Here is an 11501-nt window from a genome sequence, read left to right as displayed (position 1 = left end):
ACCCACGATGGCGGACACGGTCGGCCCCCACGGCCCGCAGAGATCCGACGTGGTCTGGCGCACCGGGGTGTCGACCGTGTCCCCATCACCACTGCGACGAAAACCCCGTCCCGAGCGAGCTCGACGCCGTTACCTCGACGTCGCCGAGCAAATCCTTTCTGGCTTGATCCTTGACCACCACCGGGCGGGCGATCGGCTTCCCGACGAGCGGACCCTGGCCGATCGGTGCCACGCCGCCCGCTCGACCGTTCGGGAAGCTCTCTTGGCCCTTGAGCTCGCCGGCATCGTGGAGGTCCGCCGAGGAGCAGGCCACTACCTGACCGGCGTCGGCCTCCCCGGTCCGAACCCCCCGATCAGTTCGGTCACTGCTGCCGCGCCGGCGGAGCTCCTCCAGGTCCGTCGGCTCCTCGAGCCCGAAGCGGCGGCGCTTGCGACCACGGCTGCTGCCTCTTCGGAGCTGCGTCACCTCCAGGGTCTCGTCGAACGATCGGCGGCGCTCGCCTCGCAGGACAGCGACGCCGATCTCGACGATTTTCTTCAGCTGGACCTTGCCTTCCACCGGGACCTGGCCAGGATGAGCCGCAACCTCGTCCTGGCCGGACTCGTGGCCCAGCTCGTCGACGCCGGCCAGCACCCGCTCTGGCTGCTGGCGCACCGGGTCGCGCTCCGGCACCCCGAGGCCCGCCTGGCGCAGGTCGAAGAGCACCAGCTCGTGCTCGACGCCATGGTCGCCGGCCGCACCGAAGCAGCAGCGCGGAGCATGGCCGAGCACCTCGGCGAGCTCTCGGCCCGCCTCGCCGCCGACCCGGCCGACAGAAGCGCAGGCCGGCTGAACCGTTCCCCCTGATCACCCGGCGGGGCTCACCACCCCAGCGCGCAGCCGTCCTTCCGGGGATCCGACCCGCCGAGCAACCGTCCGTCCTCCGACCAGATCAGCTGGCCGCCCCCGAAGTCGACCCGGTCGGCGTCCAGCACCACCGGGTAGCCGGCAGCCGTCAGCGAGGCGGCTTCGGGCCACTGGCCCCCCTCCAGGTGGACGGCGCCGTCCTCGACTCGGAACCGGGGCCGGTCGAGGGCCGCCTGGGGGTCCAGCCCGTCGTCCACCAACGACGACACCAGCTGGACGTGGGCCTGGGCCTGGAGGAAGCCGCCCACCACCCCGAACGGACCCCGAAGCTGACCGTCGGCCAGCAGCATCCCGGGGATCGTCGTGTGGTAAGGCCGTCGTCCGGCGCGCACCTCCCCCTCGACGGCGAAGCAGGCCGCCCGGTTGTTCAGCACGACCCCCGTTCCCTCCGCCACCACCCCCGAACCGAAGTCCTCGTAGAGGCTCTGGATCAAGGAGACCGCCATGCCCTCCCCGTCCACCACGGCCACGTAGACCGTCCCCCCCGCCAGCTCCCCCAGGAGCGTCGGCGACGCCTCGGCCCGGTCCGCCAGGACTTCGGGGGCGAGCAGGTGGTCGACCCGGGCCCCGTCCCGGACCACTCGCCGGGCGTCTTCCAAGGCCAGGGCGACGGCGCGCACCTTCGACACCAGGCCCCGGTCCGGCATCAGGGCCAGCAGCCCAAGCCCTTCGAGCGCGGCCACCCCCTGGGTCGGCGGGGGCATCTCAAGGACCTCGAGGCCACCGTAGGTCCCGCGCATCGGGGTGACCCATCGGGCCTCGAAAGCGGCCAGGTCCTCGGGTGCCAACCAGCTGGCCCGCACCAGCGCGTCGGCCACCGGCCCTACGTAGAACCCCCTCGGCCCTTCCTCCGCGACCCGCCGCAGCGTCCCCCCGAGCTCGGGGAGGCGGAAGACCTCGCCGACCCGCGGGGGCCGACCGAGAGCGGCAGGCGCCACTCGACTCCCCTGCCACGCAGCGGCGCAGTGGGCGCCGGCCGCCACGCCACCCTCGGCGGCGTCGATGGCCGGGGCCAGGACACGGTCCAGGCCGAGGCGCCCAAAGCGTTCCAGCAGCGCCGACCACGCCCCGACCACCCCGGGCACCACCACCGACCGGGGACCCCGCTCCGCCGGCGGGCCGCTCGCCGACCGCGGTGCGGCGCCCCCGCCGTCCAGGCCCACTGGCTGGTCGCCGTCGTAGACCAGGGCGAAGCAGTCGCCCCCCAACCCCGTGGCCATCGGCTCGGCCACGCAAAGCACGGCGGCGGCAGCCACCGCTGCGTCGGCGGCCGAGCCGCCGGCCCGCAGCGCCCCGAGCCCGGCCAGGACCGCAGGGACCTGGCTGGTGGCCACCATGCCATCCCGAGCCACCGCAGGTGGCCGACCCGGCGCCCAGCGCATCGTCCCCATGTCGTCCCTCCCGTGTGGACCGGCGAACAGGTTGGCACGCGCCCCGGCGTCGGGCGGCGGGGTGCAGGGACCACCCGGCCCGTTGCCGGGCCCGATCACCCGTTCGGTCCTGACCGACCCCTCACGATCCCCTCATCGACCCCTCACACGATCGTCGCACTGTCCTCACACCGCTGGCCGATGCTGCTGGCATGGCAGGCTTCCCGCCCACCACGACCCCGCCGACCCGTCGCCCCCGACGGTCCCGGCTGCGCCTCGCGCTGGCTGCCCTGCTCGCCGGAGGTCTCGCCGTGGGGGCCCTCCTCGGGACGGCCGGCACGAGTCGGTCGGCGCACGATCCCGGCACGGTGCTGAACATGACCACGGACCCTCTCCCGGGAGGACCGGTCACCTGGATGCTCTCGGTCGGAGCCCTCGGACGGATCGACCAGGCCGGCCTGCCCCCCAGCCTGGTCTCGTCCTTCTTCGACCAGCGAAGCACCATCCTCCTCGGCGCCACCGGGGCCGGGAGCGACACCCTCGCCCCCCACGCCCAGGCCGCGGCGGACTTCACCAGCGCCCAGGCCCTCATCGCGGCCCTGGCCGACCATCGGGTGCCCGCCTCGGTGCCCGACCTGGTCCTCGACCTCGAGGCCTGGCCGCTCACCCCGACTGCCGAGCAGGACGACCCCATCGCCGCCGCCGGCCAGGCCCTCCGCGCCGCGCAGGCGGCCGGCAAACGCCTGATCTTCACCCCCGGGGTCGACCTGGTCCGGGTGCTGACCGGCCAGCACCTCCAGGGACCCGCGCTGCTCGCCGCCTACGACCGGCTTCTCGCCGGCCCCGGCGCCAAGGTCAGCAACGTCTTCGAGGTCCAGGCCCAGGGCACCGAAGGCACCGCTGACGCGACGAGCTTCACCCGCGGCGCCGTCCGGGCGGCGCAGACCGCCCACTCAGGCATCCCGGTGCTCGTCGGCCTCTCCACGAACCCCTCGGGCCGGCGGGTCACCCCGGCCGATCTCCTCCAGGTCGCCGAGGCTGCCAGGGCAGCGGGGGCCAGTGGGTTCTGGCTTAACGTCCCCGAGGCCGGGGCAGCCTGTCCGCGCTGTGGCCAGCCCGAGCCCCAGGTGGCCGTGGCCTTCCTCGAGCAGCTCGCCCGCGGCCACGGCCCCCACCCCGGGGCGCCGAGCAGCCCGGTGAGCAGCGTCACCTCGGCTCGGGGGTCCCTCCTCGACGCTGCCGGTCAGCTCCTCGCCGCGAACGGGCGCCCCGCCGACTGGATCCTGGCCGCCTCCCAGTTCGCCGCGGTGGTCGGCCAACCGGGCGTGGCCCGCCTCATGGGTGGCGGGACCGTCTTCGAACCGGTCTCACCACGGCAGGCACCGAGCGGTCTTCTCCCCGTCACCCCGACGCTCGTGGTCCACAGCGAGGGCCTCTTGGCGAACCAGGTAGCCGCCGGTCAGGTCCGAAGCGACATCCGAGCCGTGCTCTACGACAACGAGCGCTTCCCCGACACCCCCTCGGTCGAGCAGGCCAACCCCCTGGCCTACGACCAGCGGGTCGCCGCCCTCGCCGCCGAGCACCACTGGGTCTCCATCTGCGACCTCATCGAGCCCGACCGTCTCCCCGCCGATCAGCGAACCCCGAAGGACGAGGTGCCACCCTGCAATATCATCGGCCTCAACACCGTCCAGCAGTCCGAGCGCCAGCCCGCCACCTACGAGGCCCTGGTCGCCCGGGCGCTGGCCACGATCCACGCCGTCCGCCCCGATGCCATCGTCCTCGCCGGCCTCTCGGCCAACCCCCGCGGCGGCCCGGTCACGGCGGCCGAACTCGCCGGCGACATCAAGGCCACCCACGACCTCGTCCAGGGCTACTGGCTCAACGTCCCCTCGCCCGGGATCGGTTGTCCGGCTTGCGGGCAGCCCGATCCGGGCCTCATGGCGACGGCCCTCCAGCTCCTGGCCCGCTGACCGGGCCGCCGCGCCGGACGAGTCGAGGCCGGACGAGTCGGGGCTGGCCGCTCACCAGACCCAGTACGGGAGGAACTTGCCGCTCAGGGTCAGCACTACCCGGTCGCCCTTCGGGTCCGGCTCTCGCCGGAGGTCCATCTCGAAGTCGATGGCGCTCATGATCCCGTCGCCGAACTCCTCGGCCACCAGCTCCGCCACCGCAGAGCCGTAGACCTGCACGACCTCTTCGAGCCGGTAGACGACCGGTTCGCTGCGGTCCACGGCCGCAGCGCCGCGCACCGGCGGGAGGCAGAGTCCCTCGACCACCTCCGGTCCCAGCGAGAGCTCCTTGGCCACCAGCTCGGCCTGCTCCCGTCCGAGGGGCTGCTGACCCAGCAGGGCCGACGTGGTCCACACCACCGACCGCCCAAGCAGCTCGGCCAGCTCCGACCATCGCCGCCCCCGTGTTCGCACTGCCCGTCGAACGGCTTCACCGGCTTCCAAGCGATCCATACGCCCATCGCGCCCGCCCCATGGGTCGCCCAGGTTTCGAGCCTGTGAACTCCTCGTGAACCTCGGTCCGACACGTCCTGTTCACACCCCGGCAACCCGCCGGCAACGTCTGCTCGGTACGGTCCGACCGTGGCCGTCGAGGCACCCATCGAACGTCCGACGAGGACCCACGGCGATCTTCCGGTCCCTGGTCGCTGCCCGGAGACCGCACCCGAGGCACCCCTCGACGAGTTCTTCGACAGCTCGGGCCAGCCACGGCCCCACGCCGCGTGCCTCTCCGCGTTCCTGGAGGACCTCGGGTCCGCGGGGCTCCTGGGCCGGCAGGTGGCCGCCCAACGCCAGCTCGCCCGCCTCGGGGTCACGTTCCCGCTCGCCAGCGACCCCGACCCCGACCCCGAGCGGATCTGGCCGTTCGACGTCCTGCCTCGCCTCGTCGCCCTCGCCGAATGGGAACGCCTCGCCGCCGGCCTGGCCCAGCGGCTCGTGGCCCTGAACGCCTTCGTGGCCGACTGCTACGGTCCGCAGGAAGCCCTCCGAGCCAAGGTGGTCCCGCCCGAGGTGGTCCTCGGTTCCCGTCACTTCGAGCCAGCCCTGCTCGGCACCTCGCCACCGGCGGGCATCTGGACGCATGTCGCCGGCACCGACGTCGTCCGGGACGGGAGCGGCCAGTTCGCGGTCCTCGAAGACAACCTCCGGGTCCCCTCGGGGGCCGCTTCCATGCTGGTCAACCGGCAGGTCTCGAAGACGGTCGTCCCCGAGGCCTTCCGGGAGGCGAGCGTGCTCCCCGTCGAGCCCTACCTTGACGCCCTCGGCGAGGGCCTCGCGGCGTTCCGCACAGGCAGCGACGACGACCTGGCCGTCCTGCTCACGCCCGGCCCCGCAAACCCGGCCTGGTTCGAGCACGTCTTCTTGGCCCGCCAACTCGGCATCCCCCTGGTCGAGGGCGCGGACCTCCTGGTCGACGACCAGGACCGTCTCCAGGCCCGGACCGTCGAGGGGCTCCGGCCGGTCGACGTGGTCTACCGGCGGGTGGCCGACGACTATCTCGACCCCGAGCTGGGCCGTCCCGACTCCCTCGTCGGCGTCCCGGGGCTGCTCCGTAGCTGGCGAGCCGGTCGGGTGGCCCTGGCCAACGCCCCGGGGACCGGTGTCGCGGACGACAAGGCGGTCTACGCCTTCGTCCCGGCGATCATCCGCTTCTTCCTCGACGAGGAGCCCATCTTGGCGAACGTCCCGACCTGGTGGTGCGGGGACCCCGAGCAGTGCCGTTTCGTCCTGGCCCACCTGGCCGAACTCGTCGTCAAGCCCACGACCGAAGGCGGCGGCTACGGCGTCGTCGTCGGTCCCGACGTGCCCCGAGCGTCCTTGACGGCGGTCGCCGCCCGCATCCAGCAGAACCCGGCCGGCTGGGTCGCCCAGCCCACCTTGGAGCTCTCCACGACCCCCAGCCTGACCGGCGACGGGACGTTGCAGGCCCGCCGGGTGGACCTCCGCACCTTCACCGTCCTGACCCCCGCAGGCGCCACCAGCGCGGCCGGCGGCCTGACCCGGGTCGCACCCTTCGGGAGCCGAGTGGTCAACTCCTCCCAGGGCGGCTCCTCCAAGGACACCTGGGTGGTCGACGATCGCCTCCCCGCTGGCCGGCCCGGGGCCCGAGTGCTCCCATCCCCCCTGCTCGGCCCCGGCCGGCCGGCGCCCCTCGATCCCCGACCCGGTAGGACGCAGGACCCCCGGTGACCACCACCGCACTGCCCGTCCACCGGCGGGAGCAGCCGCTCCTCGCCCGGATCGCCGACGCTCTCTACTGGCTTGGCCGGTACCTCGCCCGAGCCGAGGGCACCGTCCGGGTCGTCCAGGCCTACCACGACGCGCTCTTCGACCTGCCGGTCGGGGCCGAGCTCGGCTGGACGGTCCTCCTGCGCTTGAGCGGCACCGAGGAGCTCTTCCGCGACCGCTACCAACCACTCCTCGGCGGCGAGCAGCTCCCCGACGCCGGCCCCGGCGAGGACCAGGTCCTGCCCTTCTGCCTGCTGGACCTGTCCAATCCCAGCGCGCTCCGCTCCTCCCTCCGGGCTGTCCGGGCGAACGCCCGGACAGCTGCGGCCCTCCTGCCGATGGAGGTGGCGGCAGCCGTTCACGACCTCTGGCAACTCGCCCAGGACGGCCCCGTCGTGGTGCCTGACCGGGCTCGTCGCCTTGCGTGGCTGGGCGATCTGCTGGTCGCGACGACCGCCGTTGGTCGGGTGGCGGAGGAGACCCTCGGACGCGACCAGCCCGGCGTCTTGCTCGGGCTCGGTCGCGCCCTGGAGCGAGCCGACCTCACCTGCCGGGTCCTCGAGGCCTGGGCGCCCGCCCTGGAGAGGACCGCAGATCCCTTCGCCGCGATTCATCGGGCCACGGTCCTGCGAGCCCTCCACGCCGAGGCCGTCTTCCGACGGGGCGGCTGGCGGCTCCAGAACCCCCTCGCTGTGCCGCTCTTCGTGCTGCTCGAGGAGGCCTTCCCCGGCTCGGTCCGCTCCGAGCTCGGCACCTGCCTGACGCTCCTCGAGGCGTTGCCCTTCCCCTGTCGCGCCACCGCCGCCCTGCTCCAGGCCGGCACCGTCCTGGACGACGCCGTCAGCACCGCCGAGGCCCTCCTCCCGTCGGTGGTCGCTCCGGCCGTCCGGACTGTTTTGACCGGCGTGCACGGCCAGCTGACCCAGCTCTGGAAGCTCCCGGCCTCCCCGCCGGGCACTGCGGCGACCGCCAGCCGCGCCCGTGCGCGCCGCGTTCCCGTCGGACCTCGCCGCCTCCGAGTGCTCCACCGCTCCCGCTACCGCTACGAGGAACCCGCTAGCGCCTCGACGACCGAGGACCACCTCCGACCCCGAGCCACCCCCCGCCAGCGCCTCGTCGCCCATCAGCTCACCGTCGACCCTGCCCCGGCCACCACGACCCCGCTCCTCGACCCCTTCGGCAACCACCTCGTGGTCTTCAGCGTCGACGAGCCCCATCGCGCCCTCGAGGTCACCGCCTCGAGCACCGTCGAGCTGCTCCCCAGCGCATCCCCCGCCTCCAGCCCACCCTGGGAGACCGTCCGTCACCTCCTCCAGCTCGACCGCCACGCCGCGGTGCTCGAAGCCCGCCGGTTCGTGCCCGGGAGCCGCAAGGCCCCCGCCTCGCCCACCTTGGCGGCCTACGCCGCCGAGTCCTTCCCCCCGGGTCGGCCCCTCCACGAAGCCGCCCTGGACCTCGCGTGCCGCATCAGGCAGGACTTCGCCTACCTGCCCGGCTCGACCACCGTCAGCACCCCCGTCGAGGAGGTCTTCGACGCCCGCCGCGGGGTCTGCCAGGACTTCGCCCACCTCGCCGTGGCCTGCCTCCGCTCGCGCGGCCTGGCCGCCCGCTACGTGAGCGGCTACCTCCTGCTGGCCGCCGGGACCCCGGTCGATCCGAGGGCCCAGGCTTCCCACGCCTGGTTCGCCGTCTTCGTGCCCGGCGCCGGCTGGCTCGACCTCGACCCGACCAACGAGCCCTTGGTCTCCGACCACCACGTCACCCTGGCCTGGGGCCGGGACTACGACGACGTCGCCCCTCTCCGGGGCACGGTCCGCGGCGGGGGCACCCAGCACCTCGAGGTCGAGGTCCTCGTCGAGCTCGTCGACGACTGAAGGCCAACGCGCGGCTCGGACGGGTCCGGTGCCCGCGATCCTGCAGCCTGCAGGATGTCGCTTGTCGCCTCGGGCCGTAGCGTCAGCGGTGGCCCTGGCGTACTCCGCAGCCACGGAGCCAGGACCACCGCCTGTTCCACCGAGAGAAGGAGGAACTACCATGATGCTACCCCGACGAGTGCTGGCCCCGCTGGTGGTCGGGGGTCTCCTGGCCACCGGGGGCTCGGCCTTCTTGGCCGTCAACACCCAACCGGCGTCGGGCGAAGGGGTTTCCAACGGCGTGGTTGACGGCTACGCCATCTCGAACATCCACTACACCGTGGACCCGCCGCCGCCCCCGAACAACAGCAGCGTGCCGCCCCCGCTCTCGGTGGCGTCAGTGAGCTTCACTGCCACCACGACCTCGGCTGGGGAGCTGGCTGCCAGCCAGGCCTTCGTGCGTCTCGACCCACCGCCCCCGGCGCCTCGTCAACCCTGGACGGTCTGCACCGTGTCCCCAGGTGGGACATCGAACAGCACGAACTTCACCTGCAGCTTCAACCCGGGCATCCCGGTGAACATGCAACCCCAGCCGGGTTCCGGCGTCGGCTGGATCAACAACCTCGAGATCGAGGTCAACCAGTAGTCGCACCGACCATCGACCCCAAGCGAACGGTGGTTGGCCGACCCTTGCGGGTCGGCCAACCACCCGCCGCTCTCGGGTCCCCCAACGATCGACCAGTGCCAGGAGGGCCATGCGCTTCGTCGGCCTCCGAGTCATCGCAGCGCTGCTGATGGCGGTTGGAGTGCTCGCGGCGTGGTGGTATCTCGCACCTCGGAGCTTGGGAGGTCGGGACACCTACGTCGTCGTCGACGGACCCAGCATGGAACCCATTCTGTGGAGCGGTGACCTCCTGATCCTCCGCCAGGCTCCGGTCTACCGCGTCGGGCAGATCGTCGGCTACCGGACCCCCCAGCTGCGCGCTCCGATCGTCCACCAGATCATCGCCGTGCATCGGGGCCATTTCTCGACCAAGGGGGTCAATAACGCCTTCGTCGACCCCGCTCAGCCCACCTCCCGCGAAGTCGTGGGGCGACTCTGGCTCGACCTGGGCCGGCTCGGCACGGTCCTGCGGACCATGCAGCACCCAGCCGTCGGCGGGCCGCTCCTCGGCCTGGGGGCCGCGACCGCCGCTGTCCCCCGACGGCGCCGTCGCCGACGACCACGACACCCCTTCCCGACCGAAAGGAGGCCCGATGGCCTTCCGATCCCCGACGGGCACGAGGCGACCGGCTCGCCCCCCACGGGTCTGGACCTCTCGGGACAGCATCGAGCAGGCCAAGCAGCGCCTTGAGCGACTGGCGGCTCGAGCGGTCACTCTTGCTCTTCTCCTCGTGGCCACCCTCGTCCTCCTCGGGGTCGCCGCGAGCCGACCGGTGACCCGGCTGCGCCCGGCACCCCTCGACTACCGGCTGACCGTCCAGGTCGACTACGCCGGAACTCCCATCCCGGGTTCGGTCTATGGCACGGTCACCGTTCGCGCCGGGCAGCCTCTGCTGCTCGGCCAGCTCCGCTCCGTGGGTTTCGCCGTCCGCGTGGCCCTCGCCGCTCCCCGGCCACAGCTCCACAGCAGCCTCGGCGCAGCCCTGGTCCTGGAGGACCAGGGCCTGACCAGGACGCTCGCGAGCACCCCCGTTCAGCCCTGGGACTCGGCCGCCACCGTCCTCGACGTCGCGCTCCCCCTCACCTCCTACCAGACCATCCTCACCAGCCTCGACGACGCCTTCGGCCCGCAGAACGCCACCTTGGCAGTGGTAACTAACATTTCCCTTCACGGCACCCTCGCCGGGCGTCCCCTCGACCGGACCCTGGCACTCAGCGTGCCCTTCAGCGCCACCAACGGTTCGCTCGTCCCAGCCAGCACGAGCAGCGCCGACGGCTCGACCGCGACCGGAGCGGCCGCCTCCGATCAGCCCCCCTCGACACGGCTCCAGGCCACGGCCAACGGCTTCCTCCCGGGTCTTCGCGCCACCCCGAGCACCCTCCTCGACCTCCCGGTCCTCGTCGTCCGCTTCGCCGCCGCCGGTTTCGCGGCCCTCCTCGTCCTCGCCCTCGCGGCGCTCCTCCGGGCAACCCGTCGCCTCGCGCTCGCCGAACCTCGGGCCGTTCCCGAACTGCTCTTCGGACGTCTGCTGGTTCGCAGTGCCTCAGCTGTCCTCCCCACGGGGGCCGTGGTCGTCCCCGTCTCCGACCGCCGGGACCTCGCCGCCTTGGCCAAGCGGCTCGAGCTCCCCCTCGTCGCCAGTGACCTCGACGAGCACCGCAGCGTCTACTGGGTCCTCCTCGACCAGACCTGCTACCGCTGGAGCTGTCCCGACCCGCCACCCCCACCCTCAGCGCCCTTGCTCCAAACCGACCGATCCAAGCGGGAACAGCGAACCTAGGGATGGGCGCCACCGGGATCGGTGGACCAACGTCACGGCCTCCTGCTGCGAGTGGACCTCCAGCTTGAGCAGGATGCTCCGCACCTGGCTGCGAACCGTCGTCTCCGAGACGACCCGCTCCAGGGCGATGCCGTGCACGTCCAACCCGTGGGCCAGGAGCCAAAGCACCTCCTGCTCGGCGCTCGTGAGTCGCGCCAGCTTCCGCAGCAGCGGTTCCCGGGTCCGCTGGTCCCGGAGGTAGTGCTCGCGCAGTTCCTCCCGCTGCCGTCGACCCGGTGGTTCCCGACCCGCCAGCAGATCATCCACCACCGCGAGGACGTCCTCCAAGGGAGCGTCCTTGCCGAGCACAGCCCGTGCGCCCGCGGCGATGGCGCCGCCGAGTCGGAGCCGGTCGACCACCCCGCTCAGGACGGCTGCCGGCAGGCCGTGACGGGCAAGGAGCCGGATCACCTCCACACCATCGAGCTCTGCTGCGAGGTTGAGGTCCACCAGGCCCACCAGGGCAGGCACCGAAGGCCGTCCGGCGGCAACCGCTAGGGCCACCATTGCCGGTATCTCGCCGAAGTCCCGCACAACGCCGTCGATCACCTCGACCTCGCAGCCCTTCTCACGCAGCAGCGCCGCCAGGCTCTGGCCCAGCAGGCGGTGGTTGTCGACCAGTAGGACCCGGCCCTCCACGTCCCCT

At 72.8% G+C, this 11501-nt stretch carries 10 protein-coding genes; 7 read left to right on the top strand and 3 right to left on the bottom strand.

Annotation, left to right across the window (positions count from 1 at the left end; translation table 11 throughout):
* Positions 1 to 7 precede the first annotated feature (7 nt).
* Positions 8 to 847 (top strand): FadR/GntR family transcriptional regulator, encoded by an 840-nt coding sequence (locus Acit_RS02160; protein WP_248105339.1) that lies wholly within the window; start codon positions 8 to 10, stop codon positions 845 to 847.
* 14 nt (positions 848 to 861) lie between these two features.
* Here the strand turns inward: Acit_RS02160 and Acit_RS02155 are convergent, their stop codons facing one another.
* A complete protein-coding gene (locus Acit_RS02155) occupies positions 862 to 2241 on the bottom strand; it encodes a gamma-glutamyltransferase family protein (RefSeq protein ID WP_248105338.1) in 1380 nt (459 codons plus the stop codon).
* 248 nt (positions 2242 to 2489) lie between these two features.
* On the opposite strand from Acit_RS02155, the gene Acit_RS02150 reads away from it, so the two are divergent.
* Positions 2490 to 4250: a hypothetical protein gene (locus Acit_RS02150; protein WP_248105337.1), complete on the top strand. Its 1761-nt coding sequence runs from the start codon at positions 2490 to 2492 to the stop codon at positions 4248 to 4250.
* A gap of 51 nt (positions 4251 to 4301) precedes the next feature.
* Here the strand turns inward: Acit_RS02150 and cynS are convergent, their stop codons facing one another.
* Complete coding sequence (gene cynS, locus Acit_RS02145; protein ID WP_248105336.1) at positions 4302 to 4742, bottom strand: cyanase; 441 nt, start codon at positions 4740 to 4742, stop codon at positions 4302 to 4304.
* 129 nt (positions 4743 to 4871) lie between these two features.
* Between cynS and Acit_RS02140 the strand changes: the two genes are divergently transcribed.
* From Acit_RS02140 to Acit_RS02120, 5 genes are all read left to right on the top strand, one after another.
* Complete coding sequence (locus Acit_RS02140) at positions 4872 to 6479, top strand: circularly permuted type 2 ATP-grasp protein (RefSeq protein WP_248105335.1); 1608 nt, start codon at positions 4872 to 4874, stop codon at positions 6477 to 6479.
* Positions 6476 to 8392: an alpha-E domain-containing protein gene (locus Acit_RS02135; RefSeq protein WP_248105334.1), complete on the top strand. Its 1917-nt coding sequence runs from the start codon at positions 6476 to 6478 to the stop codon at positions 8390 to 8392. Before Acit_RS02140 ends, Acit_RS02135 begins: the two co-directional genes overlap by 4 nt.
* Before the next feature lie 163 nt (positions 8393 to 8555).
* Positions 8556 to 9017, top strand: a complete 462-nt coding sequence (locus Acit_RS02130) for a hypothetical protein (protein WP_248105333.1) — start codon at positions 8556 to 8558, stop codon at positions 9015 to 9017.
* A gap of 109 nt (positions 9018 to 9126) precedes the next feature.
* Positions 9127 to 9726, top strand: a complete 600-nt coding sequence (locus Acit_RS02125) for a signal peptidase I (RefSeq protein ID WP_312709134.1) — start codon at positions 9127 to 9129, stop codon at positions 9724 to 9726.
* A 40-nt stretch (positions 9727 to 9766) separates the two neighbouring features.
* Positions 9767 to 10816, top strand: coding sequence for a hypothetical protein (locus Acit_RS02120; RefSeq protein WP_248105331.1), 1050 nt, complete (start codon positions 9767 to 9769; stop codon positions 10814 to 10816).
* On the opposite strand, the gene Acit_RS02115 is transcribed toward Acit_RS02120, so the two are convergent.
* The gene (locus tag Acit_RS02115) at positions 10766 to 11494 is read right to left on the bottom strand and encodes a LuxR C-terminal-related transcriptional regulator (protein ID WP_248105330.1); all 729 of its coding nucleotides are present in this window, start codon (positions 11492 to 11494) and stop codon (positions 10766 to 10768) included. The genes Acit_RS02120 and Acit_RS02115 overlap by 51 nt on opposite strands.
* Positions 11495 to 11501 lie beyond the last annotated feature (7 nt).

Origin of the sequence: Aciditerrimonas ferrireducens (assembly GCF_023130475.1) — a bacterium.
Lineage (GTDB): Bacteria > Actinomycetota > Acidimicrobiia > Acidimicrobiales > UBA8190 > Aciditerrimonas > Aciditerrimonas ferrireducens.
The sequence above is the reverse complement of the archived record's forward strand: the minus strand, read 5'-3'. Positions and strand labels throughout refer to the sequence as shown.

Coding starts and splice junctions, on each gene's coding strand:
- Acit_RS02160 (WP_248105339.1), top strand. CDS start 8: ATGGCGGACACGGTCGGCCCCCACGGCCCGCAGAGATCCGACGTGGTC.
- Acit_RS02150 (WP_248105337.1), top strand. CDS start 2,490: ATGGCAGGCTTCCCGCCCACCACGACCCCGCCGACCCGTCGCCCCCGA.
- cynS (WP_248105336.1), bottom strand. CDS start 4,742: ATGGATCGCTTGGAAGCCGGTGAAGCCGTTCGACGGGCAGTGCGAACA.
- Acit_RS02130 (WP_248105333.1), top strand. CDS start 8,556: ATGCTACCCCGACGAGTGCTGGCCCCGCTGGTGGTCGGGGGTCTCCTG.
- Acit_RS02125 (WP_312709134.1), top strand. CDS start 9,127: ATGCGCTTCGTCGGCCTCCGAGTCATCGCAGCGCTGCTGATGGCGGTT.